Origin of the sequence: Streptomyces shenzhenensis (assembly GCF_021462265.1) — a bacterium.
In the GTDB taxonomy this organism is placed as follows: Bacteria; Actinomycetota; Actinomycetes; order Streptomycetales; family Streptomycetaceae; genus Streptomyces; species Streptomyces shenzhenensis.
In genome coordinates this window covers 63,111-87,259 of sequence record NZ_JAJONF010000033.1, presented here as the reverse complement: position 1 = coordinate 87,259, position 24,149 = coordinate 63,111, and the positions used below count along the sequence as shown (strand labels likewise).

Genomic DNA, 24,149 nt, shown 5'->3' with positions numbered 1-24,149 from the left:
AGTCTCCTTCCGAGCGGCCCCGGCCTGCGGACGGGGCGCTCCGCGGGCACCAGCGAAGCGGTATTCCGCGCCGACGCCCGCCATGCCGGAGCCGTGTTCACCCGGCCGCATGGAGATGTTCCGCCGTCTGGTCCGTTCGGCAGGACACGGACACGTGCCGGTGAACCGGCCTCCCTACAGTGCGTGGTGGGCCGCAATCCCCTCCCGTAAGGCAGGAAATGAAAACAGTCCTCCTGTCCCCGCGTACCGGTGCCATCACGGTGGGGGACATTCCCGCCCCCGAAACGGCCCCGGGAATGGTGGTGATCCGCAACGACTGGTCGCTCATCAGCGCCGGTACGGAGCGGGCCACCGTCTCGACCGGAGCGCAGAGCCTGGTCGGCAAGGCGCGGCAGCGACCCGAGCAGGTGGCACAGGTGCTCGACAGCGTGAAGCGGACGGGACTCGCCGACACTTATCGGACGGTCCAGGACCGCCTGGACCGTCCGGTTCAGCTCGGGTACTCCTGTGCCGGCACGGTCCTCGGGACGGGCCGGGGAGTCGGCGACATCCGCCCCGGTATGCGGGTGGCCGCCGCCGGGGCCCGCTACGCGTCGCACGCGGAGATCGTCGCCGTGCCCCGCAACCTCGTGGTGCCCGTGCCCGACGGTGTGGACACCCAGTGGGCCGCCTTCGCCACGGTCGGCGCGATCGCGCTGCAGGGCATCCACCAGGCCGAGGCGGCTCCGGGCTCGCGGATCGCCGTCATCGGGCTGGGCCTGGTCGGGCAGATCACGCTCCACCTGCTACGGGCCTACGGATACGACGCCCTGGGGATCGATCCCGACCCCGCCATGGTGGCGCTGGCCGAGTCGGCGGGGCTCGTGGCCCTTCCGCGTGCCGCGGCAGATCCGCCCGGCGCCGTCTCCGGGAACTGGGCCGGCGCCGGCGCGGACGCCGTGCTCGTCACCGCCGCCACCTCCAGCTGCGACCCTGTCGAGTTCGCCGGACGCCTCGCCCGTGACCGCGCGACGGTGGTGGTCGTCGGCGACGTGGCTGTCGCGCCGCCGCGGTCGTCGTACTACCACAAGGAACTGTCGATCCGTTATGCGCGGTCCTACGGGCCCGGCCGGTACGACCCCCGTTTCGAAGAAGGCGGCCACCCGTACCCCGAGGGCTACGTCCCCTGGACGGAACGGCGCAACCTCGCCGAGGTGCTCCGGCTCCTCAAAACCGGCGCGGTGGACTTCGCCCGGCTCAGGCCGCGGGTCTTCGCCGTCGAGGACGCGGCCGAGGCGTACGAGGCGCTCAAGCCCTCCGGCACCGGCCGCAGCGTGGCCCTGCTGCTGCGCTACCCCGGCACGGCGCAGCTCCCGCTGCCCGCGGCACCGCTGACGGTTCCCCGGACCTGGACCGCCCCGCGCGGCACGGTACGGATCGCGGCCGTCGGCGCCGGCAACTTCGCCACGAGGACGCTCTTTCCCGCGCTGAAACGGGAGGCCGGCGTCGCGTTCTCGTGGGTGGCCGGCGGACGCGGACTGTCCGCCGCGCATCAGGGCCGACGCTGGGGCTTCCGTACCGTCGCGGAGAGCGTCGAGGCCGGTCTCGCGTCGGGCGACGCGGACTGCGTACTGGTGCTCAGCCGCCACGACAGCCACGGCCGGTACGCGGCGCAGGCGCTGCGCGGCGGTGCGGCTCTGTTCTGCGAGAAGCCCCTGGGGCTGACCGAGACGGAACTGGAGGACCTCGCGGACGCGTGGCTGGCCTCCGGCGCGCCGGCGATGGCCGGGTTCAACCGGCGGTTCGCCCCCTCGGTGCGGGACCTGCGCGCCGCGCTCCCCGTGGGCGCGCCACTCCAACTCGTCCACCGGGTGTTCGCGGGCCGGCTCCCGGCCGACCACTGGTACTTCGACCCCCGGCAGGGGGGCCGGCTGCTCGGGGAGGTGTGCCACTTCATCGACACCGCGGGCTTTCTGGTCCCCGGCAGGCCGCTTGCCGTACGGGCCGTCGGCGTGGACTCCACGGACCCGGCCACCGCACAGAGCGTCACCCTCCACCTCACCTACGACGACGGGTCGTCCGCCTCGATCGTGTACGGGGGGCTGACGGCTCCCGGGGCCCCGAAGGAACTCCTGGAAGTGGCCACCGACGGGATGGCGGCCAGGATCGAGGACTTCCGCTCGCTCACCGTGTGGAAGGGGGGACGGGCGGCCACGACGAAGTACCGGGGCGCGCCCAAGGGCCACGCCGCCGAGATGCGCTCGTTCCTGCGCCGCGTCCGCGACGAGCCCCTCGACGAGCCGGACACCGCCGCCGCCGACTTCGCGTCGGCGCTGTGGAGTTCCCTCGTCGCCTGTCGCGCGGCCGGTTCGCTCAGCGAGGGCCGCGTCGTGGAGACCACCCCGGCCACCCCGGCTCTGGCCAGGGCACTGGGGTGCCCCCCACCCGGTCCCGGGACCGCGGTCCCGGGACCGGGTCGGCGCACTGGCGGCTCCGCTTCGGCCACGGTGCTCTGATGTGCGGTTTCGTGGTGCTGTTGGGCAGCGCCGGGCGGCACGGTCGGCCGGCGCACCCGGATCCGTGCACGGTGATCGCCCACCGCGGCCCCGATGCGGGCGGACACGCGGACCTCGGCGGCCGGAACTGGCACGCGGAGCTGCACTTCCGCCGCCTGGCCGTGGTGGACCTCGACGAGAGGAGCGACCAGCCCTTCGGATCCCCCGGGCGGGGCACGCTGGTCTACAACGGCGAGATCTACAACGCGCCGCGGCTGCGCGAGCTGCTGCGGAAGCGCCATGTGACGTTCACGACCGAGGGCGACACCGAGGTCCTGTACGAACTGCTGCTGCAGCCGGACGCGCCGCACCTGCTCGATCAGGTGGACGGCATGTTCGCCTTCGCCCTCGTCCTGCCCGACGGGCAGGTGCGTTACGGACGTGACCGGCTGGGCGTCAAGCCGCTGTACGAGGCGGTGGACGCGGCCGGGCGGATGACCGGGCTCGCCAGCGAGATCGAACCGCTGCGGGTGGCGGGGCTGACGGGAGACGCCGACCCGGTCGCGGTCGCGCAGGGCGCGATGTTCCTGTGGACGCCGCCGCCCCGTACCGGCTGGCAGCGCGTGCGCACGGTACCGGCCGGGACGGTGCTGTCCCGGCGCGCGCCCGGGTACGACGAGGCGTCGGCCTGGTGGCGCGCTCCCGCCCTCGCGCCCGCCGCGGACGTCGGCGCCGCCGTCCGTGAGTCGATCGCGCGCCAGGTGCGGGCCGATGTGAAGGTGGGACTGCTGCTCAGCGGAGGCCTGGACAGCACCTGGCTGGGCGTCGAGCTTCGCAGGGAGGGCTTCACCGGACCCGCCTTCGCCGCCAGGCCGCGCCCCGCCGTGGCCACCGCGGAGCCGTTCGAGGACGACGCGCCCTACGCCGCCCGGGTGGCCCGCCGGCTGGGCCTGCGGCTGGGCTGGGTCGACCTCGACGTCGACGTGCTGCGCCGGATCCCTGAGCTGGTGACCACCATGGAGCTGCCGTTCGGCGACCCCGCCGCCGTCGCCCTCATGCAGCTCTCCCGTGCGGCCCGCGCCGAGGCGACCGTGCTGTTGTCGGGGCTGGGCGTCGAGGAGCTGTTCCTGGGCTACGAGCGCTACCAGGCCGTACTGCTGCTGCAACGGTTCCCCACCTGGACGCGCCCCGCCCTCGGGGCCGTCACCCGGGTTCCCGCGCCCCGGCGCTACCGGGGTCGCGCGGACAAGTTCGGGCGGTTGCTGCAGCTCGGTGCCCTCGACTGGTCGTGGGCGACGCAGGCGTACTACTCCGGGCGGGAGTGGGCGGCACTGTCGCCGGTCGTGGGTCTGGACGCGGTCACCGAGCGGCACCGTGAGGTGGCGGGCGCCGTGCTCGCCGCGGGCGGGACGCCTCTCGCGGCGCTGGCGGAGTGCGACCGGCGACTGTTCCTGCCGGGACTGAACCTGCTCTACGGCGACCGCGCGTCGATGCGCGCGAGCGTCGAACTGCGGGTTCCGTTCCTGGGGGAGCCGGTGGTGGCCGCCGCGCTCGGCGCCGTCGCGGAGGAGCAACTGCGGCTGGGAGACGGCAAGGCGCGGTTCCGCGCGGCCGCGGTGGCCTCCGGCGTCCCGGAGTTCGTCGCCCGGCGCCCCAAGACGGGATTCGGGGCGCCGGTGCGGTCGTTGCTGCGTGAGCACGGCGACCGGCTGTGGACCGAAGTACGGCGGTCCCCGCTGTTCGACGACGTCTTCGACCGGCGGACGGCGGACCGCCTCGTCGCCGAGCACGTGCACGGCCGGCGTGACCGGGGGCTCGCCGTGTTCGGGCTGTTGTGCGCGGCCGTGTGGTGGGAGCGGTACGCGGCGGGCGGTGCGCCGCGGACGGCGGAGGTCCTCTCGGGTTACGAGGCGGCCGGCGTCGCCTGACCGGCCGGGGCGGCGGGGTGTGGTCCGCTCGGCAGCACGGCGTGCAGGGCGGTCAGAGCGTCCAGGAGGGGGGCTGCGCTCCAGCGGGGTGACTCCCACAGGGCACTGTTCGCCCGCGGGGTCCTCGGGGCCGTGCCGAGGGCGGGGTAGCGGTCCATGACCGCCGTCAGCACAGCGCGGGCGAAGTCGGTTCCGGTGAAGCCGTGTTCGGCTGCCCACGCCGCCATGCGTACCGCCGTCGCGTCGTTGTTCGGGTCCCGTCGGGTCCGGACGCCGGCGAAGTAGCGGGGCAGCGGGCCGTCGAAGAGACGCCGCAGATAGTGGTCGACCCCCCGTTCCAGCGGGGTCCGCACGTCCAGGCCGAGCAGGGTCGCCGCCTGGTCGAGGCGCAGCAGCACGTATCCGGTGTGGAACCCGTCCACCCAGCCCAGGCGCGGCCCCGAGCCGTACGGCCACGAGCCGTCGGGGCGCTGGCCCTTCAGGCTCACCTCGACCGCTCGGCGGGCCGCGTCGGCCAGCCGGTCCGCCAGGCCGGCTGGCAGGGGCGTGGTGCGGGCCAGACGGGCGGCGAGCGCGGCGCCCATGAGGTTGGCGTTGTGCACGAGTACGCCGCCGCCCGGGGTGTACGTGAAGAACACGCCGTTGTGCAGGTGCGTCAGCAGCCCGTGGGCGAGCGACCGCACGGCCTCCTCGTCGAGTGTCCCGGCATCCAGACAGCCGTCCGCGCAGAAGGTGGTGGCCACCAGATTGGGGACGGACGCGGGGTAGTACGACCAGCGGGTCTGCACGTCGAACTCGTAGCGCCACAGCCCGGCGTAGCGGCCGGACAGCTGCTCGGCGGCCGTCGACCGGCCGAGGCGCAGCGCGCGTTCGCGCCATCCGGGGGCCGTGGAGAGCCGGGCGCAGGCACCGGCCGCGCAGCCGGTGGCGGTGGCCGTGCGCAGCGGGCGGATGCCGAGGAGCGGTCGCAGATCGGCCGGGCTGCGTTTGACGGTCTGCAGCAGGGCCTGGCGCAGCACCCGGTGCCCGGCCAGCCGCCCCAGCGGCCCGGTCAGCCCGTCGTACGGGTCGGGGCCCGACCAGTCGCGAGTGTCGGCCCACCGGAACACCCGCTCGGCGAGGGCGAGCACGTCGGCGGCGCACCGGACGGGACCGTCGGGTACCGGCCGGTCCCGCGGTGTGGGGACGGCGGGGGTGGTTCTCGGTTCCACGGTTCTCCTCGCTCTCGTCGCTCTTCGCCGGCTCAGTAGGCGCCGGTCCCGGTGACGACGGCCCGTACCGTCCGCATGAGCACCCCGAAATCCACCGACGGCGACCAGTTGTCCACGTATCCGAGGTCCAGGGCGATCGTCTCGTCCCACGACAGGTCCGAGCGTCCGCTGACCTGCCACACCCCGGTGAGGCCCGGCCTGACGTCGAGTCTGCGCAGTTCCACCTCGTCGTAGCGGGCGGCCTCGTCGGGCAGCGGCGGGCGCGGGCCCACCAGGGACATGTCCCCGCGCAGCACGTTGAACAACTGGGGCAGTTCGTCCAGGGAACAGCGGCGCAGCAGGCGGCCGGCGCGGGTGATGCGCGGATCGCGGCGGATCTTGAACATCCGGCCGTCCTGTTCGTTCCTGGCGGCCAGCTGCTGCCGCAACCGTTCGGCGTCGGCGACCATGGTGCGGAACTTCACCATGGTGAAGGGCACTCCGCCGCGTCCGACCCGGGTCTGCCGGTGCAGCACGGGCCCACGGGAGTCCAGGCGCACGGCCAGGGCGACCGCCGCGAACACCGGGGCGAGGAGCACGATCAGCAGCGCCGCGCCCAGCCGGTCGGTCACGGACTTGAGCGCTGCGGCGAGCCCCCGCCGCAAGGGCGGGGTGACGTTCAGCATGGTGATCCCGGCCACCGAGAACACGTTCAGCCGGCGCCCGGACACCTCGGTCAGCCCCGGTACGACCACGAGCCGGCAGCCTTCGCCGTGCAGGGTCCAGGACAGCCGGCGCAGGCGCGTGCCGCTCAGGTGCGGTCCCGGTACGACGAGGACCGTGTCCGCGCCGAGCCGTCGGGCCGCGTCCAGCACCGGGGCGGAGTCCGCCGTCATCCGCGGTGGCGTCCGTCTGCCGAGGCGGGCGGCGACGGGGGCGAGCGACTGCGGGTTCTCCTCCCCGACCGGGCAGACGCCGACGACGATGAACTCGTGCTCGGTCCGCCGCGCCAGGTGGCCGACCAAGCCGTCCACGGCCTTCGCCGCCCCGATCACCAGGGTGCGGCGCACGGCCCGGCCGTCGCGGCGCCGGGTTACCAGATGCCAGTGGACCAGCGTGTGCACGGCCATGCTCGTCGGCGCGGCCGGCACCAGGGCGGCGAGCGCGAGGAGGAAAGGGGAGTCCTCGCCGGTCGCCGCCCGTACCACCGCGAGCATGCCGACCAGGATCAGCCAGTCCCGCAGCGCGGGGCGCAGGACGCCACCCTCCCCGAGCAGGCGTTCGGCGTAGCGGCCCCGGGCGGCGCGCACGAGCGGCCAGGCCACGGCGGCCACGGCCGAGTGGATCCCGGCCAGCGCGCCGTGGGTCAGGGCGAAGGCCAGGTACGCCGGTACGAGGGCGCCGGCCACGTCACCGAGGACGGTGACCGGGGTGTACCAGAGAGGTTTGCCGGTGTCGCGGCCGGACGGTGGCCGTCCGGCCGCGGCTCGGGGCCATGGCTGTCGTGCCGCCGGTAGCTGGGGCATGGTCTCCCCGAACAGCCACATTAGCCCTCCAAGCGGGAGAAAAAGGGTCTGGTCGAGTGTGTAGGGGATTCGGTGCGGAGGGGGGTGCGACGCCGGGGCGCGGAGCAAGTCTCACCCGATGGGAGCTTCCGCCGTGCCACTCGTTCGGGTGCCGCAGGCGCCGCCCGGCTTCACCGTGGCCCGCAGGGGCGTCACCAGGGGCTGACGCAGCAGCACGGGCCTGCCGTCCGCGTGCGGTTCGTGCAGGTGCAGCACCAGGGTGCGGCGGGCGCCCGCGGGCAGTTCCAGATCGAGCGTGAACACGGGGTGGCCGCGTTCGGCGGCGGGTGCCAGCAGGGCGGGGCGGCCGTCCAGGGTGGCGCCGAGGAGGTCGGCTCCGACCCCGGCGTAGTACGACACCAGGAGCCGGTTGTCACCCGGCCGGGTGCGGTGGGGCGGGTGGTCCTCCCGCAGCGTGACGTAACCGGGCAGGCCGGCGGACGGGGCGCGGTTGGTCAGGGTGACGGTCGCGGTGACCGCGCGTCCGCCGTCGGCACAGCCGTTCGCCTCCCAGACCAGGCTCCGGTCCAGGTAGTAGTCCAGCTTCGAACCCGCCGCGTTGTTCACCACGAGTCCCGCGAAGGGGCCGGGCGTGTCCGGGAGCGTGCCCGCGTAGGGGCGGGTTTCCAGCAGCCGCTGTTCTGGCGGGTGCGCGCTCCACAGCTTCAGCCGGCCGTCGCGCTGGGCGTCGTGCACGGCCACGAGTAGGGCGGGCAGTCGGCGGGGGTCGCCGTAGGCGGCGAGCAGGGGCGCGGCGACGGCGCGTGCCGTGTCGACGAAGAAGGCCTTGCGCCGGGTGATGTCGTCGTAGCGTGCGTAACTGGCCCGCTCGGTGAGGTCCAGGACGTTGCCGGCGGTGAGCTCGGTGCCGTCGGCCAGGCGGGCCGGGCCGGTGGCCCGCAGGAAGCGGCCCAGCGTGGCCGGGTCGAGGGCGATCGCCCCGTCCACGCGCTCGCCGGTGTGGTCGCGCCAGGCCGCGGCCCAGATGCGGGCCGCGTAGGGGAAGTGCGGGCTGAGGTTGGAGTTGGCCCACACCCGGGTGGGATCACTGCCCGCGTAGCGGTCCGCGAACTCCGCGCCCAGGTCGACGTCCGCCTTCGCCGCCGCCATCTCGGTGTTGTTGCCGAACCGTTCGAACGACACATGGCCGTGGTCGGCCCGGAGCACCGCGAACGCCCCCGCGACCCCTCCGGTGCCGCGCGCCTCGGCGGTGTTCTGGAACGCGAGGAAGTAGCGGCGTTCCCCCTGTTCGCCGAGCAGGGACGGCAGGAGGCGGGCCGCCACGGAGGCGTCGGTCATGGCCGGGGCGAGACGGTCGGTCTGCCGCGCGAGGGCGGTCCGGGCACGATCGGCCGCCGGCAGCCAGGTGGACCGGGGCAGCCCGCGCACGTCGGCCTGTACCCGGGTGGCGACGTCTGCCGCCCGGACGATGTCCGGGGCGTGTGCGCGCAGGGACGTCAGCGCCCCGGACACCCCGTCGCCGCCGTCCGGTGCCGGCAGGGCGCGCAGCAGCGGGGACAGGACGCCCGCGGACAGCCGGTCCGCCGCGGACGCGGCGCCGCGCACGGTCCGCAGCGGGTCGCCGAGGAAGGGCAGGCGGGCGGCGGAGTACCAGGCCGGTCCGGTGGTGAGGCGGTGCGCCCGCGCGGCGTGGGCCGCCGCGGACCGCACGGCGCGCCGCTGTCCGGCGGCCGTGCCGGGAGCCGGTGCGGCCGCCATGGACCGCCGCAGGGCGTCGAGGTCCCGCTGGGCGGCGAGCAACTCCCTGCGGGCGAGCAGTCCGGTGACCGCGATCCAGGCGGCACCGGCCAGGGCGAGCGCCGCGACGGCCGCCAGGGCGTAGCCGCGCACGCGGCGGGGGACGGGCGCCCGGCCGGGCGCCCGTCCCCCGCCGCCGGGCGTGGGCGCGCGGCCGGCGCCCCGGCGCAAGCCGGGACGCCGTCGGAGCACCGTACGCGGGTCCCGGTCCGTCATGAACTGCGGCGGCGCCGCAGGGCCAGCATCGTGCCGCCGCCGAGCGAGACCAGACCCGCGGCGGCCGAGCCCTCGGCGAGAGGCGTGTGTCCGCCCCGGTCCGCGAGGTCCGCGTCCGCGGGCTGACCGCTGTCGTCCGGCGCGTTGTCGGGTTCGTTCAGGTCTGCCCGGTGCTGCGAGCGCAGCACCTTGATCCGGGCGGACGCCTTCCGGTAGGGGTTCCGGCCGATCAGTTCGAAGGTGTGGAACCCCGGACTGGTGCGCCGCGGGATGGTCACCCTGCCGGTGACCACTCCGTGCGCGTTCGCCCTGAAGATTCCCAGCACGACGGCGTGCGACCTCAGGTCGGCCTCGACGCGCTGCCGGGGGGCGAAACCGGTGCCCCGGAAGCGCAGGCTGTCTCCGGCGCGCACGGTGGTGGCGCTGAGCGTCAGGGTGGGCGGCGGCGGGGGATACGGCTGCGCGGATTCCGCGCGGGCGGGTTGCGCGCCCACCAGCGGCACGGCGACGAGCACGGCAGCCGATGCCGCCGATGCAAGCGTGCCTCGCCATTGGGGCGATCTCGTCATGTTCGCTCTCCTCGACTTGGGTCCGGAACAGGCGACGATGTAGGCAGTCGTCATGACCTGGATACCTGGAAAAGTGGGATATACGGCGTTATCCGGCATGACGTGGCCGAGGAGTCATCGGATGGGGGCAGCGGTTGGCCGTGCGACGGCCTCCTTGGGGGTGGCTCCCCCGTTCGGCGCGCGCGAGTCTCTATGGTCGACTGCGTCCACAGGGAACAGAACATCACGATATGGGTGTTTTCCGTAGTTCGATGAAGGGTGCAGCTTGGATCTCCACCGCTTCCTGAAGGCTCTTGCCGGACGCTGGCCGACCGTCGTCGTCTGTCTGGTGCTCGCGGTCGGCGCGGCGCTCGCCGCGACGATGCTGAGCACCACCGTCTACGAAGCCAGAACCCAGCTCTTCGTCGCGACCCGCGCCGGGGAGGGCACAGCCGAACTCAACCAGGGACAGAGCTTCTCCCAGGCGCGGGTGCAGTCGTACGCGGAGATCGTGACGTCCCGTCAGGTGACCGTGCCCGTGGTGGCGGAGCTGGGACTGCGCACCACGCCGGAGGAACTGGCGTCCCGGATCACCGCCCGGGCCCCCCTCAACACCGTGCTCATCGACATCACGGTCCGGGACGCCGCGCCCGGACGCGCGGCGCGGGTCGCCAACGCCGTGGCGGAGCGGTTCATCGCGGTCGTCGAGAGGCTGGAGACGCCCAAGCGCGTGGCCGGCTCCCCGGGCAGGAGCCGGACCGGTGAGGGGACCTCCCCCGTCTCCCTCCGTGTCACCCAGGAGGCCGTCACCCCCGCCGGCCCCGTCTCGCCCCGCCCGCTGCTGAACCTGGCCGCGGGTGTGCTCGGCGGCCTGCTGCTCGGCGCCGGCGTCGTCGCGTTGCGCGAGACGCTCGACAGCACGGTCAAGACGGTCGAGGCGCTCGGCGAGTTCACCAGGCTGCCGGGGCTCGGCTCGATCCCGTACGACAGGAACGCCCCCAGGCAGCCGGTCATCACCGTCGGCGGGCACTCCCGGCGCGCCGAGGCCTTCCGCAAGCTGCGCACCAACCTGCAGTTCTCGCAGGTCGACGACCCGCCGCGGATCATCGTGGTGACGAGCTCGGTGCCCGGTGAGGGCAAGACCAACACCGCGGTGAACCTCGCCCTCTCGCTCGCCGAGGCGGGCGTCTCCGTCTGCCTGGTGGACGCGGACCTGCGCCGCCCGTGCGTGGCCCAGGCCTTCGGTCTCGTGCGGGACGCCGGCCTGACCACCGTGCTCATCGGGCGGGCGCGTGTCGCGGACGTCATGCAGCAGGCCGCGGACGGGCTCTCGGTGCTGGCCAGTGGCGCCGTACCGCCGAATCCCACCGAGCTGCTCGCCTCGGCGCGCATGGAGAGGGTGCTGAAGGAGCTGGCGGAGCTCCACGAGGTGGTGATCGTCGACACCGCGCCGCTGCTGCCGGTCGCCGACACCCTGGGACTCGCCTCGCTCGCTCAGGGCACGCTGCTCGTCGTCCGGGCCGCCCGGACCAGGCGGGACCAGGTGCGCACGGCGATGGAATCGCTGGAGCGGGTGGGTGTGCGCGTCCTCGGCACGGTCTTCAGCATGGCTCCGGCCGCCCAGGGCGGCCGCTACGGCTACCGGAGCTACGGCGAGCTGCCCGCGCCCCGGACCTCGGTTCGGCCCGGCGGGGCGGCCGTGCCGGCCGGGCCCCCCGAGGCGGGTGCGGAATGACCCGGGTCCTGTTCGTCTGCACCGGCAACGTGCACCGCTCCGTGCTCGCCGAGCGGCTGCTGGCCGCCCGGCTGCCGCGCGGTGCGGCCGTGCGGCCGCTGAGCGCCGGTACCCGGGCGTGGCCCGGTCCGGGCATGGAGCGCGCCACCAGGCAGGCGCTGGAGCGGCTCGGCGGCGACGGCTCCGGTTTCGCCTCGCAGGAGCTCACCGCCCCGCACGTGCTGGGCGCCGCGCTGGTGCTCGGGCTGGCCCGCGAGCACCGCGAGGCGGCCGTGCGGCTCGCGCCGTCGGCGCTGCGGCGCTGTTTCACCCTGAAGGAGTTCGTGCGGCTCGCCGGCGGGCAGGCCGGGGACGGCGGACGGCCCGGGGACGGCGGACGGCCCGGGGACGGCGGGCGGCGGCCGGACGGCGTGGGTGACCTCGCGGGTGTGGTCGCGGCCGCCGCGGCCCACCGGGGGCGCGTCGCCCCGGTCCCGCCCGAGGAGGACGATGTCGCGGACCCCTGGGGCAGGCCCCGTGCGGCGCTGGACGAGTGCGCCCGGGAGATCGACGCCTTGGTGGGAAGGCTTGTTCAGGTGTTCGGAATCCCCTCATCGGTGCAGGTCAGCGAGGCCTTGCGCGTAAGGAGCGGATAAGACTTGAGTCCGCTCCACTCAGGTCTGTTGACCCAGAGCGAAGCGTGATGCACACTTGAGCCCGTTCCACTCAAGTCAGCTGGAGGAAATCACCATGGCACGTGCGGTCGGCATCGACCTGGGCACGACTAACTCCGTCGTCAGCGTTCTTGAAGGCGGCGAGCCCACCGTCATCACCAACGCCGAGGGTGCCCGGACCACGCCGTCCGTCGTCGCCTTCGCCAAGAACGGCGAGGTTCTGGTCGGCGAGGTCGCCAAGCGCCAGGCGGTCACCAACGTGGACCGGACGATCCGGTCCGTGAAGCGTCACATGGGCACCGACTGGAAGATTCAGCTGGACGGGAAGGACTTCAACCCCCAGCAGATCTCCGCGTTCATCCTGCAGAAGCTCAAGCGGGACGCGGAGGCCTACCTGGGCGAGAAGGTGACCGACGCGGTCATCACCGTCCCGGCCTACTTCAACGACTCCGAGCGCCAGGCGACGAAGGAGGCCGGCGAGATCGCCGGTCTGAACGTCCTGCGCATCGTGAACGAGCCCACCGCCGCCGCGCTGGCGTACGGCCTCGACAAGGACGACCAGACGATCCTCGTCTTCGACCTCGGTGGCGGCACCTTCGACGTGTCCCTCCTGGAGATCGGCGACGGCGTCGTCGAGGTGAAGGCCACGAACGGCGACAACCACCTCGGTGGTGACGACTGGGACCAGCGCATCGTCGACTACCTGGTCAAGCAGTTCGCGTCCGGTCACGGCGTGGACCTCGGCAAGGACAAGATGGCCCTCCAGCGCCTGCGTGAGGCCGCCGAGAAGGCCAAGATCGAGCTGTCCAGCTCCACCGAGACCTCGATCAACCTGCCGTACATCACCGCCTCCGCCGAGGGCCCCTTGCACCTCGACGAGAAGCTCACCCGCGCCCAGTTCCAGCAGCTGACCGCGGACCTCCTGGAGCGCTGCAAGACGCCGTTCCACAACGTCATCAAGGACGCCGGCATCCAGCTCGGCGAGATCGACCACGTCGTTCTCGTCGGCGGTTCCACCCGTATGCCCGCCGTCGCCGAGCTCGTCAAGGAGCTGACCGGCGGCAAGGAGGCCAACAAGGGTGTGAACCCGGACGAGGTCGTCGCCATCGGCGCCTCGCTCCAGGCCGGTGTGCTCAAGGGTGAGGTCAAGGACGTCCTGCTCCTCGACGTGACCCCGCTGTCCCTCGGTATCGAGACCAAGGGCGGCATCATGACCAAGCTCATCGAGCGGAACACGACGATCCCGACCAAGCGGTCCGAGATCTTCACCACCGCCGAGGACAACCAGCCCTCCGTCCAGATCCAGGTCTACCAGGGCGAGCGCGAGATCGCGGCGTACAACAAGAAGCTCGGCATGTTCGAGCTGACCGGTCTGCCGCCGGCCCCGCGCGGTGTCCCGCAGATCGAGGTCTCCTTCGACATCGACGCCAACGGCATCATGCACGTGACCGCGAAGGACCTGGGCACGGGCAAGGAGCAGAAGATGACCGTCACCGGCGGCTCCTCGCTGCCGAAGGACGAGGTCGACCGGATGCGCCAGGAGGCCGAGCAGTACGCGGAGGAGGACCACCGCCGTCGCGAGGCCGCCGAGACCCGCAACCAGGGCGAGCAGCTCGTCTACCAGACCGAGAAGTTCCTCAAGGACAACGAGGACAAGGTCCCGGGCGAGATCAAGACCGAGGTCGAGGCCGCCATCGCCGAGCTGAAGGAGAAGCTCAAGGGCGAGGACACCGCCGAGATCCGCACCGCCACCGAGAAGGTCGCGGCCGTCTCCCAGAAGCTGGGCCAGGCCATGTACGCCGACGCCCAGGCCGCGCAGGCCGCCGGCGGCGCCCCCGCCGGTGACGGGGCCGACGACGTGGTGGACGCCGAGATCGTCGACGACGAGCGCAAGGACGGTGCCGCGTGACGGAGGAGACCCCGGGCTTCGAGGAGAAGCCCGACGTCCCCTCCGGCGCCACCCCCGACGACGCCGAGCCGAAGGCCGCTCCCGCACCGGGAGCGGCCCCGGCCGGGGACTCAAGCGCACAGCTCGCCGGTCTGACGGCACAGCTGGACCAGGTACGCACCGCACTCGGTGAGCGCACCGCGGACCTCCAGCGCCTGCAGGCCGAGTACCAGAACTACCGCCGCCGCGTGGAGCGCGACCGGATCACGGTCCGGGAGATCGCCATCGCGAACCTCCTGACCGAGCTCCTGCCCGTGCTCGACGACATCGGCCGCGCCCGGGAACACGGCGAACTCGTCGGCGGTTTCAAGTCGGTGGCCGAATCCCTGGAGACGGTCGCGGCGAAGATGGGCCTGCAGCAGTTCGGCAAGGAGGGCGAGCCCTTCGACCCGACGATCCACGAGGCGCTGATGCACAGCTACGCGCCGGACGTCACAGAGACGACGTGCGTGGCCATCCTGCAGCCCGGGTATCGCATCGGCGAGCGCACCATCCGCCCCGCGCGGGTGGCGGTCGCCGAACCGCAGCCGGGAGCGGCGCCGGCGAAGGCCGACGGGACCGAAGAGGCCCCCGCGGCGGGAGACGAGAAGGACAACGGCCCTGAGGAGGGCTGAAGTCGTAGGTAACACGTGGAAGGAGGGGCGTCGGGGATGAGCACCAAGGACTTCATCGAGAAGGACTACTACAAGGTCCTCGGCGTCCCCAAGGACGCCACCGAGGCCGAGATCAAGAAGGCGTACCGGAAGCTCGCCCGCGAGTTCCACCCGGACGCCAACAAGGGCAACGCCAAGGCCGAGGAGCGCTTCAAGGAGATCTCCGAGGCGAACGACATACTCGGCGACCCCAAGAAGCGCAAGGAGTACGACGAGGCGCGCGCCCTCTTCGGCAACGGTGGCTTCCGCCCCGGGCCGGGCGCGGGCGGCGGCAACTTCAACTTCGACCTGGGCGACCTCTTCGGGGGCGGCGCCCAGGGCGGGGGCGGCTTCGGCGGCGGCGGTTTCAGTGACGTCCTCGGGGGCCTGTTCAACCGGGGCGGCGGCACGGCCGGCCGGACCCAGCCGCGGCGCGGCCAGGACATCGAGTCCGAGGTCACGCTCAGCTTCACGGAGGCCATCGAGGGCGCCACGGTCCCGCTGCGGATGTCCTCGCAGGCCCCCTGCAAGGCCTGTTCGGGCACCGGCGACAAGAACGGCACCCCACGGGTGTGCCCGACCTGCGTCGGCACCGGTCAGGTGGCGCGAGGATCCGGCGGCGGCTTCTCGCTCACCGACCCCTGCCCGGACTGCAAGGGCCGGGGCCTGATCGCGGAGCACCCCTGCCCCGACTGCAAGGGCAGCGGACGCGCCAAGTCGTCGCGGACCATGCAGGTCCGCATCCCCGCCGGGGTGACCGACGGCCAGCGCATCCGGCTGCGCGGCAAGGGCGCGCCGGGCGAACGCGGCGGCCCGGCCGGCGACCTCTACGTCATGGTGCACGTCGACACCCACCCGGTGTTCGGCCGCAAGGACGACAACCTCACGGTGACCGTCCCGGTGACCTTCACCGAGGCGGCGCTCGGCGGCGAGGTCAGGGTGCCCACCCTGGGCGGCCCGCCGGTCACCCTGAAGCTGCCCCCGGGCACGCCCAACGGCCGCACCATGCGCGCCCGTGGCAAGGGCGCGGTCCGCAAGGACGGCACCCGCGGCGACCTTCTCGTCACCGTCGAGGTGAGTGTCCCCAAGGACCTGGCGGGGAAGGCTCGTGACGCACTGGAGGCGTATCGCGAGGCGACCGCGGGCGAGGACCCGCGGGCCGAGCTGTTCGAGGCCGCGAAGGGAGCATGACAGAGATGGACGGCCGTCGACGCAGTGACAATTTCCGCGGGCCGTATGAACTGACCGAGGAGACCCCGGTCTACGTCATCTCGGTGGCGGCCCAGCTCTCCGGACTGCACCCGCAGACGCTGCGCCAGTACGACCGCCTCGGCCTGGTCTCCCCGGACCGCACGGCCGGGCGGGGCCGCCGCTACTCGGCCCGCGACATCGAACTGCTCCGCCAAGTGCAGGCGCTGTCGCAGGACGAGGGCATCAACCTGGCCGGCATCAAGCGCATCATCGAACTGGAGAACCAGGTCCTCGCGCTCCAGCAGCGGGTCGCCGAGCTCCAGGCGGCGGTCGACGGCGCGGCGGCCGCGATGCAGCAGCGCGAGGCCGCCGTCCACGCCTCCTACCGCCGCGACCTGGTCCCGTACCAGGAGGTCAAGCAGACCAGCGCGTTGGTGGTGTGGCGGCCGAAGAAGGCCAAGGACTAGCCGCCTTCACCGGCGCGCAGGGCCCGGAGGTTCACCCGAACCTCCGGGCCCTTTCGCATGCCGGTCACGGTTCCAGGACCGCCCGGTCCGCGCCCGGTGCCGACTCCGTGCCGTCGGCGTACAGCGCGGTCACCCAGTAGTAGTGGGTGGTGCCGCGGGCGGCCGTGGTGTCGTGGTACGAGCGGTCCGTGGTGGCCGCCAGCTTCTCGTACGTCCGCGTCGCCGGGTTCCAGCGGTACACCTGTTGACGCCCTCTCCTGCCCGAGGGCAGGAGATTCCGGTCCGCACCGCTATGCGGTGCCACCTCGGGTTCCTGCTTCACCGGCCCTTGCCGCTCTCCGGGGAGATCGGTCTTACAGGGGCCTCCACAGGCGTCACTTTCCGCCCGTCCGGCGGTAGATCCGACGACTCCGTCATCGGATGAGGCGATCCTAGCCCTGTCGCTGCGGCCTCCGGGCCACTGAGGGCAGGATGCCCTTCACCTCCACCCTGAAGGGTGGAGCACTGGGCAAGTGTTCGGTAGCAGGCGTGGTCGCCGTCGGGGACGCGCACGTCCCGGTAGTGCGAGGTGCCGGCCGGCAGATGCGCCCACTCACCGGCGGAGCAGACCTGCTCCTCGCCCTCCTCGCCGAGGACCGTGCCCCGGTAGACCGCGTACCGCTTCAGGTCGGGCTCGGTGTTGTCGTCCCAGTCCAGCTCGATGCCGTACTCCGTGGCCGTCGCGGTCAGGCCGGTCACCTGGGCGGGCGGCTTGTCCGAGACCAGCGTGGTGACGGTCGCGGTGTCGGAGAGCGAGGACACCAGGGGCCACTGCACGTTCGCCACCGCGTAGTGGTACGTCGTGCCCTCCTCGGCCGAGAAGTCGCCGCAGCTGTAACGGCGGGACCCGTCGGAGAGAGTGGCGAAGCTGGTCGTGCAGGTGACCCACTGCGCCGTCGAGGTGTCCACGGGCAGCGTGGTCGAGCGGTAGACGCGGAACTCGCCGTACGGGGCGTCCTGCGGCTTCATCGTCCACTGGAGGGCTGCGCTGCCGATGCCCGCGGTCGCCGTGAGCTCGCGGGGCGCGGCCAGTGGGCGGGTCACCGTCAGGAGGTCGGTGAACGGCGACACGTGGCCCGAGCCGTCCACGGACGCGACCCGGTACCCGGCCGTCTCGCCACGGGCGAGCGTGTCGTCGGTGAGGCCCACCGTGTAGGCGCGATCCCAGGACTTGGTGACGGCACCGTAGAAGTCGGTCCGCTCCACCCGGTACTTCACCGCGGCGCGCACCCCCGCCCAGCTCAGTTCGGCGCCCGTGCCGGTGGCCGAGGCGGTGAACTGGGCGGGGGCCGGCAGCACGGAGCTGGTGACCGGGGCGTCGGCGGTGCCGGCCGACTCGTTGCCGGCCCTGTCGTAGGCGCGGATCTCGTAGTAGTAGAGGGCGCCGGTCGCGGGCGGGGCGTCGCTCAGGGACGTCGCCGTCGTCGTCCCCACCTTCGTCCAGCTGGTGCTGCCCCGCAGGCGCCGGTAGACCCGGTAGCCGGCGAGGTCCATCTCCTGGTTCTTCGTCCAGCCCAGCTTCGTCGTGTTGGCGTCGCCGTCGTAGGACACCAGCGGATCCAGCGGGGTGAGCGGCTTGACCTTGTCGACGGTGGCCGAAGTTCTCGGGGCGTAGGTGAACTTGACCTTGGCGGCGCCGGTGAAGTTGGCGTAGTCGACGCGGAGGGTGTGCCTGCCCTTGGGGACGGTCAGGCTGAGGGTCTTGCCGACCGTTCTGGTGGTGTTCTTCCACAGGTCGATCTTGCGGGCGCCGTCGAGGTGGACGCGGATTCCGTCTAGGCCGGAGGCGGCGAGGGTGAAGGGGCCGCCGGAGCCGAAGTCGCGGGTCACGGTCCAGCGGGCGCCGAAGCCGTCCTTGGGCAGGCCGGAGGCGGGGGCGCCGCTCCAGCTCTCGTCGACCGAGGTGTCGCAGGCGGTCTTCTTCGGGGTGCCCTTGAACGTGGTGTTCGCGAACAACTCCCGCTTGTAGGCCGGGGAGGCACAGGTGGTGGCGGCCGAGGCGGTCACGGCGCTGCCGCCGAGCAGGGTGCCGGCCGTGGCGAGCACCACGGCGGCGGCCGTGGTGCCTCTGGCTGAGTTCATTCGGTCCTCTGGTCGTATGGCCGCGCCGGGGGCGGCTGTCGTCGATCACGACTCATGAGGAAAGGACTTGGTTGTACCGATCTTTGCCTTCTCGTGAACTCCCTTTGGATGGAGGGTCCGTAAAGAGTGTTTGAAGGCGGTTCCGCTCCGCCTTCACAGGTGCAGCGGAGCGTGGTGTTGCGCACTCGTTAAGTAGTTCCGCTTGACGCCGGGTGTGGCGTACGCGTTGTCTTTTCAGACATCTGGGTCGCAAAGCAGTCCCACGTCCGGAACGCACCTGAAGTGAGCCCCCGTATGCGTCGTATAGCCATGTTCGTGGCCGCGTCCACGATGACCCTCTCGCTCGCCGGCTGCGGCGTGCTCAACGCGACGGGATCGTCGACCACCGCGACCCCGACCAAGGGCAACGACATCACCGTGGGCGTGCTGATGCCGGACAAGATCAACACCCGGTACACCAACTTCGACTACCCGATCATGAAGTCGAAGATCGCCGAGCTCACGAACAACCAGGGGCGGGTCGACTACGAGAACGCCGCGTCGTCCGCCGCCACGCAGAAGAAGCAGATGCAGAAGATGATCGACGACAAGGTCGACGTGATCATCCTGGACGCGGTCGACGCGCACGCCATCCTCGGCACGGTGAAGAAGGCCAAGGGGGCCGGCATCGCTGTCATCGCCTACGACCGCCTCGCCGAGGGTCCCATCGACGCCTACGTCTCCTTCGACAACGAGCTCGTCGGTGAAGTCCAGGCCCGTACGCTCCTCGAGGGCCTCGGGTCGAACGTCGACAGCTCCGACAAGGTCGTCATGCTCAACGGCTCGCTGACCGACCCCAACGCCAAGCAGTTCAAGACGGGCGCGGTGTCCGAGCTGACCGGCAAGGTGACGATCGCGGCCTCGTACGACACCAAGGACTGGGACCCGGTGGTCGCCGAGAAGGAGGTCACCAAGGCGATCGACTCGATCGGCAAGAACAACATCGCCGCGGTCTACTCCGCCAACGACGCCATGGCGGGCAGCGCCGTCAAGGCCCTCAAGGCGGCGGGCGTCACCAGCATGCCGCCGATCACCGGCCAGGACGCGGACCTCGACGCCATCCAGCGGATCCTCGTCGGCGAGCAGTACATGACCGTCTACAAGCCGTACCCGGACGAGGCCGAGGTCGCCGCCGAGCTGGCCGTCTACCGGGTGCAGGGCAAGGACATCCAGTTCGACGCCCTCACCCAGGACACCGTCGACAGCCCGACCAACAAGGACATCCCGTCCCAGCTGGTACAGGTCAACGCGGTCACCAAGAGCAAGATCAAGGACACCGTCGTCGCGGACGGCATCTACAAGATCTCCCAGATCTGCACGGCCGCGTACAAGACCGCTTGCGCGGCGGCCGGCCTCAAGTAGCGCCTGGGTTTCGTACGCCGCCGCGTTCCCACCGGCCCGCGCCGTCCTCGAAGGCCCGCGCGGGTCCGTAGGCGTCGGCCGGACAGGTCTCCAGGGCCCGGCCCCGCTGGGCCACGCCTCTTCGTATGAGGTCCCGTTCCAGGGCGTCGGGGATTCTCGGCACCAGGTCCAGCGGCCAGGCACGCTCCTCGCCGCGAAGGCGTAGGCCACCCCCGGGCCGGTGAGGGCCCGCGCCATCCGGTCGGCCCGCAACCGCGGTTCACCCGGTTCGATCGGCTGGAGCGCCGCCGGTACCGGCTCACAGGCGGACCTGCCCTCACCCGGCCGCACAGACATCCGGCCCAGGCGCCGGCCGCGCGTACGCGTCGGACACGTCCGCCGTGCGGGGACGTCGGAGCGGGCACGTCACGCGGCGATCACTGACGGATCTCCGGGATTCGCCATCCGCCGCGCCACGTGCCCGGGAGCGGCCCTCCCGTGCAACGCGCCACCCCCGTGGACGCGTTGCGCAGGAGGGCCGGCCCGAACGGGGGAGGCCGGTCCGGGGGCCCGCCGGGTGGCCGGCACCACCCGTGGGAAGCGCTCCCTGCGATGCCTGGGCCCCCTCCCGGTCACCACCGTCAACTTGTTGCAGCGTGCGCTGAGGAGCCCGACCGATGTCCGGCTGTATCCCGATATGGCGACGGCCCGTGCAGGAGGAGCCGTGTTGCGGACCCGGTCCGGACCGCTCATAGTTGCGCATCGGAAGAGGCAGCAAACCGGGGGGTGGAATGGGCGATGGCCGGGCACGGGACGGATGAGCATCCACATGGTGCCGACCGGCTGTGCGACACCGGGGATCGCGTGTATTCCCGGGCCGTGCGCCGGGGCCGGGTGCCGCGCACGGACGCCGACGCGGTGCCCTGCCTGCTGGAGTTGGCGCTGCTGCACCCCGACCCCGACGACATGGACTGGCTGGTGCCGACCGCCCCGCAGGAGGTCATGACCCGGCTGCTGCGCGGGGTCTACGACGAGGTGACGGACAGCCAGCGGCGGGTGGGGTCGGCGGTCGCGGCGTTCGAGTGGTACGCCGGGCTGGGAAGCCAGGTGCGGGCCGTGCCGGCCGCCGCGGAGGGCACGGCGGCCATCAGGGTGCTCGACGGACTGTCACGGATCCAGACGGCCATGGACGAGGCGACCCAGGCGTGCACGCAGGAGGTGCTGACCGTGCAGCCGGGCGGTATCCGCCGCGAGTCGGAGCTGACCGAGGGCCTGCACCGGGCGGTCGCCCTGCGCGGCCGGGGCGTGCGGATGCGCGACCTGTACACGCATGTCGCCCGGCACGGCCAGGGCCTGCTCAACTACCTGGAGCTGATGGGCGACGCGGTGGAGGCCCGTACGCTCGACGAGGTCATCGACCGGCTGATCCTCTTCGACCGCACGGTGGCCTTCATCCCCGCGAACGCGGACCGCACGATGGCCCTGGAGCTGCGCCACCCGGCGCTGGTGGAGTACCTGGTCACGGTCTTCGAACGACTCTGGCGCCTGGCGATCCCGCTCACCGCGGACCTCCCCGACACCGGCATCGAGGGCATCTCGCACCGCGAGCGGTCCATCGCGGCGCTGCTCGCGGAGGGCCACCAGGACGCGGTGATTGCGGAACGTCTGGGCATCAGCGTGCGCACCTGCCGGGCTCACATCGCCCGCCTCTCGGAGACGCTGGGGGCGGCCAGCCGTACCCAACTGGGCGTCCGGATAGCACAGGTGGGCCTGGACGGCCCGCCGGGCGGCGCGGTCGCGGCCGCGGCCGCGCCCGCGGTCAGACTTCCTGGCCAGGGATCCCGGAGCGTGCGATGAGGCAGCCGAGCCGGCCGCGGCAGCCGCGGCCGAGGGCGGCGGCGAGTGCGGCGATGTGGACGCGGGCGGTGCGGATGCTCATGCCGAGGCGGTCGGCGCCGTGTTCGGGGCGCGAGGGGGACGTCACGCAGTGGCGCCCTTGTCGGGAAGCGTCTGGTCCAGGATTCCGGACTGTGCGATCAGGTAGCCGAGCTGTGCGCGGCTACCGCTGCCGAGCACCTGGGCCAGCTTGGCGATGTGTGCCCGGCAGGTGCGGACGTTCATGCCCAGCCGGCGCGCGATGGCCTCGTCCACGTGGCCCTCGACGAGCAGCTTCGCGATGGAGTGCTGGATCTCGGTGATCCCGTGGGAGGCGACCTCGTAGTGCCCGCCCGTGCTCAGCGGAACGGAGCGGTTCCACATGAACTCGAAGACCCTGATGAGGTAGCGGACCAGGCCGGGCTGGCGCAGTTCCAGGGCGACCTGCTGGTCCTCGCGTATGGGGACGAAGGCGACCGTCTCGTCGCAGATGATGAGCCGCTCCACGAGTTCGTCGATGGTGCGGTACTCGGCCTTGCCGTCCGCGAGGTGGGCGGCGTACGCCAGTTTCTCCGGGCTGTAGCGTGCGGTGTGCTGGTACAGCGTGCGGATCCGGACACCCCGTGCGTTCAGCGGCCGGTCCCGCTCCAGGGCCCGCTGCATGCTCTGGTCGGAGAGTCGGTCGCTCGGCTGGATCGTGAGCACCTCGGTCCGGCACTGCTCGGTGGCCAGGTTGAGCGCGGCATTGATGCGGTCACTGCCTTCCAGGACCGTGATCGACTCGCTGTTCGCCATCGCGTGGGCGCCGAGTGCCATGAAAGGCTCGAAGGTGTCGGCGAGTCGCGTGGACAGCTGGCGGCGCTCCGTGATCTCGCGCTCGATCGGGCCGAGCCGTTGGGCCAGGGCCAGGGCGGGGGGAACCGGCAGCAGCCAGTTCAGGTCGCCCGGATCCGGCTGGAGCAGAGCGAACTCCATCAGGCAGGGCGCTTCCGCGACATCCGGGCGCGCGACACGTCCCGTACGCAGCGCGGCGGCATACAGACGCCTGCCTTCCTCGCACAGATCCGCCATCGCATGGGGATGTGCACTTTTCGCCCTATTCATTACTGAATCTCCACCCCCCAGGGTCCTGAACGTGCAGGAACATGATGCACCGATCGTGTGGCCATGACGTGCCCGAATGAGCCATCGTCATGGTTGACGGGGGAAAGGGGACCTTCAAGTGAGGACGAAGCCGAACATGCGTAAGAGAATGCTTCGCTCAGTGCTGGTGGCCGCCTTCTCCGTCGTGGCACTTGGCGGCGCGTTGAGCGGCCTCTCCGGTGTGAAGAGCGATGTCCGGGCGAACACGGGCTGGCCCGCCGCTGTCGAGGCCAGCAACACCGGCTGGCCGACCGTGGTGGCAACGGACACGGCCGGCGGCAGCACCACCGATGGGCTTGTCTCGACCGATGGAGCCGGGAGCTGAAGTGACCACCCCACCCGACGACCGATCCTTCCGCCGCGAAATGGCTACCGCCTACCGCTCCGGCTGGCACTTCATCGACCTGGTCACCGCCATCCCCCACAGCGGTGACTCGTTGATGGTGACCGTCTTCGGTGAGCCGGTCGTCGTCACGCGGGACGAGGACGAGGACGTACGGGCGTACCGGTGTCTGCGCAAGCCCCGGGGTGCGCCGCAGCCCGTGCGGTGTGCCATCCGCTACGGAATGATTTTCGTGAACCTGGACCAACGGGACCACCGGCTGGCTGAGCCGGACGTTCCGGACGTGAGGACTATCTCGGCCACCCCCCGCAGTGCCTGACGCGATTCCCCCGTCGTAAAAGATCGCTCAGGTGCTTCCCCCAGCAGCGGCGTCACCGTGACCTGAACACGGTGACGCCGCTGCAGTTTTCCGGGCGACATGTCGGTGTATGGAATGGTTCAGGCCATGTCTCACGGTGGCTGAAACCAGCCGCCGGAACGGGCCGGCCGCCCGGGTCCGCGTTCTCCCCGGCCTCGCGTCCTCGCCCGTCACCCCCGCCCCAGTGCCCGCTCCACCGTGATCTCGACGACCACCCGGGACGGGTTCTCCCGGGGCGTGCGCCCGTACCGTTCGGCATACCGCCGCTCCGCCTCCGCCACCCTCTCCGGCTCGGTGCGGACCTGCGCTCGCCCCTCCAGCGTCGCCCACCGCCGCCCCGCCACCTGGCACACCGCGACCCGTGCCCCTTCCGGCCCCGCGGCCAGCACGTGGGACACCTTCGCGCTCGTCCTGTTCGTGATCACCCGGGCCAGTCCCGCCGCCGGGTCGTAGGTCACCCCCACGGGGACGACGTGCGGGCTGCCGTCGGGGCGCAGGGTGGTGAGGGTGCACAGGTGCCGTTCCTGCCAGAAGATCAGATACGCCTCGTCCGGTGCGGCAGGGTTCACGCGGTATGTACTCATGGCCTGGAAGGTAGTCCCCGGAAGGGCTCCCGATCGTACC

General features: G+C 72.1%; 21 protein-coding genes. 12 read left to right on the top strand and 9 right to left on the bottom strand.

The features are described 5' to 3' along the window. Positions 1–218: 218 nt before the first annotated feature. Together LQ326_RS33030 and LQ326_RS33025 are read left to right on the top strand one after the other, a co-directional pair. Positions 219–2,495 carry a bi-domain-containing oxidoreductase gene (locus tag LQ326_RS33030; protein ID WP_234542729.1) on the top strand — a complete coding sequence of 759 codons (2,277 nt, stop codon included), beginning with the start codon at positions 219–221 and terminating at the stop codon, positions 2,493–2,495. Further along, a complete protein-coding gene (locus LQ326_RS33025; protein WP_234542728.1) occupies positions 2,495–4,402 on the top strand; it encodes an asparagine synthetase B family protein in 1,908 nt (635 codons plus the stop codon). Before LQ326_RS33030 ends, LQ326_RS33025 begins: the two co-directional genes overlap by 1 nt. Here LQ326_RS33025 and LQ326_RS33020 read toward each other — a convergent pair. The 4 genes from LQ326_RS33020 to LQ326_RS33005 all read right to left on the bottom strand — a co-directional run bounded on the left by LQ326_RS33020 (position 4,378) and on the right by LQ326_RS33005 (position 9,700). Continuing rightward, complete coding sequence (locus LQ326_RS33020; protein ID WP_234542727.1) at positions 4,378–5,613, bottom strand: hypothetical protein; 1,236 nt, start codon at positions 5,611–5,613, stop codon at positions 4,378–4,380. The two genes, LQ326_RS33025 and LQ326_RS33020, sit on opposite strands and share 25 nt — an antisense overlap. A 32-nt stretch (positions 5,614–5,645) precedes the next feature. After that, a complete protein-coding gene (locus LQ326_RS33015; RefSeq protein ID WP_234542726.1) occupies positions 5,646–7,118 on the bottom strand; it encodes a sugar transferase in 1,473 nt (490 codons plus the stop codon). Positions 7,119–7,229: 111 nt separating this feature from the next. After that, a complete protein-coding gene (locus LQ326_RS33010) occupies positions 7,230–9,008 on the bottom strand; it encodes a DUF4012 domain-containing protein (protein WP_234542725.1) in 1,779 nt (592 codons plus the stop codon). Between the two features lie 119 nt (positions 9,009–9,127). Beyond that, a complete protein-coding gene (locus tag LQ326_RS33005; RefSeq protein ID WP_234542724.1) occupies positions 9,128–9,700 on the bottom strand; it encodes a hypothetical protein in 573 nt (190 codons plus the stop codon). Positions 9,701–9,965: 265 nt separating this feature from the next. On the opposite strand from LQ326_RS33005, the gene LQ326_RS33000 reads away from it, so the two are divergent. From LQ326_RS33000 to LQ326_RS32975, 6 genes are all read left to right on the top strand, one after another. Beyond that, the gene (locus LQ326_RS33000; protein ID WP_234542723.1) at positions 9,966–11,414 is read left to right on the top strand and encodes a tyrosine-protein kinase domain-containing protein; all 1,449 of its coding nucleotides are present in this window, start codon (positions 9,966–9,968) and stop codon (positions 11,412–11,414) included. Further along, complete coding sequence (locus LQ326_RS32995; RefSeq protein ID WP_234542722.1) at positions 11,411–12,049, top strand: arsenate reductase/protein-tyrosine-phosphatase family protein; 639 nt, start codon at positions 11,411–11,413, stop codon at positions 12,047–12,049. Before LQ326_RS33000 ends, LQ326_RS32995 begins: the two co-directional genes overlap by 4 nt. A gap of 94 nt (positions 12,050–12,143) precedes the next feature. Then, a complete protein-coding gene (dnaK, locus tag LQ326_RS32990; protein ID WP_234542721.1) occupies positions 12,144–13,976 on the top strand; it encodes a molecular chaperone DnaK in 1,833 nt (610 codons plus the stop codon). Beyond that, on the top strand, positions 13,973–14,629 hold the full coding sequence (gene grpE / locus LQ326_RS32985; RefSeq protein ID WP_234542720.1) for a nucleotide exchange factor GrpE: 657 nt from the start codon (positions 13,973–13,975) through the stop codon (positions 14,627–14,629). Before dnaK ends, grpE begins: the two co-directional genes overlap by 4 nt. 36 nt (positions 14,630–14,665) lie before the next feature. Then, complete coding sequence (gene dnaJ / locus LQ326_RS32980) at positions 14,666–15,838, top strand: molecular chaperone DnaJ (RefSeq protein ID WP_234542719.1); 1,173 nt, start codon at positions 14,666–14,668, stop codon at positions 15,836–15,838. Positions 15,839–15,843: 5 nt separating this feature from the next. Further along, entirely contained in the window at positions 15,844–16,305 is a 462-nt protein-coding gene (locus tag LQ326_RS32975; protein WP_181802618.1) for a heat shock protein transcriptional repressor HspR, read from the top strand. Between the two features lie 64 nt (positions 16,306–16,369). Here LQ326_RS32975 and LQ326_RS32970 read toward each other — a convergent pair whose 3' ends face one another. Together LQ326_RS32970 and LQ326_RS32965 are read right to left on the bottom strand one after the other, a co-directional pair. Next, a complete protein-coding gene (locus tag LQ326_RS32970) occupies positions 16,370–16,546 on the bottom strand; it encodes a hypothetical protein (RefSeq protein ID WP_234542717.1) in 177 nt (58 codons plus the stop codon). Positions 16,547–16,623: 77 nt separating this feature from the next. Beyond that, positions 16,624–18,426: a fibronectin type III domain-containing protein gene (locus LQ326_RS32965; protein ID WP_234542715.1), complete on the bottom strand. Its 1,803-nt coding sequence runs from the start codon at positions 18,424–18,426 to the stop codon at positions 16,624–16,626. A 294-nt stretch (positions 18,427–18,720) separates the two neighbouring features. On the opposite strand from LQ326_RS32965, the gene LQ326_RS32960 reads away from it, so the two are divergent. Next, complete coding sequence (locus tag LQ326_RS32960; RefSeq protein ID WP_234542714.1) at positions 18,721–19,827, top strand: sugar ABC transporter substrate-binding protein; 1,107 nt, start codon at positions 18,721–18,723, stop codon at positions 19,825–19,827. Between the two features lie 777 nt (positions 19,828–20,604). Then, positions 20,605–21,663 carry a helix-turn-helix transcriptional regulator gene (locus LQ326_RS32950; RefSeq protein ID WP_234542713.1) on the top strand — a complete coding sequence of 353 codons (1,059 nt, stop codon included), beginning with the start codon at positions 20,605–20,607 and terminating at the stop codon, positions 21,661–21,663. On the opposite strand, the gene LQ326_RS32945 is transcribed toward LQ326_RS32950, so the two are convergent. Further along, positions 21,626–21,790 (bottom strand): hypothetical protein, encoded by a 165-nt coding sequence (locus LQ326_RS32945; RefSeq protein WP_372497015.1) that lies wholly within the window; start codon positions 21,788–21,790, stop codon positions 21,626–21,628. The two genes, LQ326_RS32950 and LQ326_RS32945, sit on opposite strands and share 38 nt — an antisense overlap. After that, entirely contained in the window at positions 21,787–22,785 is a 999-nt protein-coding gene (locus LQ326_RS32940) for a helix-turn-helix domain-containing protein (protein WP_234542712.1), read from the bottom strand. The genes LQ326_RS32945 and LQ326_RS32940 overlap by 4 nt, the downstream gene beginning before the upstream one ends. 160 nt (positions 22,786–22,945) lie before the next feature. Between LQ326_RS32940 and LQ326_RS32935 the strand changes: the two genes are divergently transcribed. After that, positions 22,946–23,149 (top strand): hypothetical protein, encoded by a 204-nt coding sequence (locus LQ326_RS32935; RefSeq protein ID WP_308402061.1) that lies wholly within the window; start codon positions 22,946–22,948, stop codon positions 23,147–23,149. Between the two features lie 40 nt (positions 23,150–23,189). Further along, complete coding sequence (locus LQ326_RS32930) at positions 23,190–23,486, top strand: Rieske (2Fe-2S) protein (protein ID WP_167449907.1); 297 nt, start codon at positions 23,190–23,192, stop codon at positions 23,484–23,486. A 209-nt stretch (positions 23,487–23,695) separates the two neighbouring features. On the opposite strand, the gene LQ326_RS32925 is transcribed toward LQ326_RS32930, so the two are convergent. Next, positions 23,696–24,109 carry a pyridoxamine 5'-phosphate oxidase family protein gene (locus tag LQ326_RS32925; protein WP_234542711.1) on the bottom strand — a complete coding sequence of 138 codons (414 nt, stop codon included), beginning with the start codon at positions 24,107–24,109 and terminating at the stop codon, positions 23,696–23,698. Positions 24,110–24,149 lie beyond the last annotated feature (40 nt).

Bases quoted from the DNA above. Each gene is read 5' to 3' on its own strand.
- LQ326_RS33030 (WP_234542729.1), top strand. From the start codon at position 219: ATGAAAACAGTCCTCCTGTCCCCGCGTACCGGTGCCATCACGGTGGGG.
- LQ326_RS33025 (WP_234542728.1), top strand. From the start codon at position 2,495: ATGTGCGGTTTCGTGGTGCTGTTGGGCAGCGCCGGGCGGCACGGTCGG.
- LQ326_RS33015 (WP_234542726.1), bottom strand. From the start codon at position 7,118: ATGCCCCAGCTACCGGCGGCACGACAGCCATGGCCCCGAGCCGCGGCC.
- LQ326_RS33005 (WP_234542724.1), bottom strand. From the start codon at position 9,700: ATGACGAGATCGCCCCAATGGCGAGGCACGCTTGCATCGGCGGCATCG.
- LQ326_RS32995 (WP_234542722.1), top strand. From the start codon at position 11,411: ATGACCCGGGTCCTGTTCGTCTGCACCGGCAACGTGCACCGCTCCGTG.
- dnaK (WP_234542721.1), top strand. From the start codon at position 12,144: ATGGCACGTGCGGTCGGCATCGACCTGGGCACGACTAACTCCGTCGTC.
- dnaJ (WP_234542719.1), top strand. From the start codon at position 14,666: ATGAGCACCAAGGACTTCATCGAGAAGGACTACTACAAGGTCCTCGGC.
- LQ326_RS32975 (WP_181802618.1), top strand. From the start codon at position 15,844: ATGGACGGCCGTCGACGCAGTGACAATTTCCGCGGGCCGTATGAACTG.
- LQ326_RS32965 (WP_234542715.1), bottom strand. From the start codon at position 18,426: ATGAACTCAGCCAGAGGCACCACGGCCGCCGCCGTGGTGCTCGCCACG.
- LQ326_RS32960 (WP_234542714.1), top strand. From the start codon at position 18,721: ATGCGTCGTATAGCCATGTTCGTGGCCGCGTCCACGATGACCCTCTCG.
- LQ326_RS32950 (WP_234542713.1), top strand. From the start codon at position 20,605: ATGGCCGGGCACGGGACGGATGAGCATCCACATGGTGCCGACCGGCTG.
- LQ326_RS32940 (WP_234542712.1), bottom strand. From the start codon at position 22,785: ATGAATAGGGCGAAAAGTGCACATCCCCATGCGATGGCGGATCTGTGC.
- LQ326_RS32930 (WP_167449907.1), top strand. From the start codon at position 23,190: ATGGCTACCGCCTACCGCTCCGGCTGGCACTTCATCGACCTGGTCACC.
- LQ326_RS32925 (WP_234542711.1), bottom strand. From the start codon at position 24,109: ATGAGTACATACCGCGTGAACCCTGCCGCACCGGACGAGGCGTATCTG.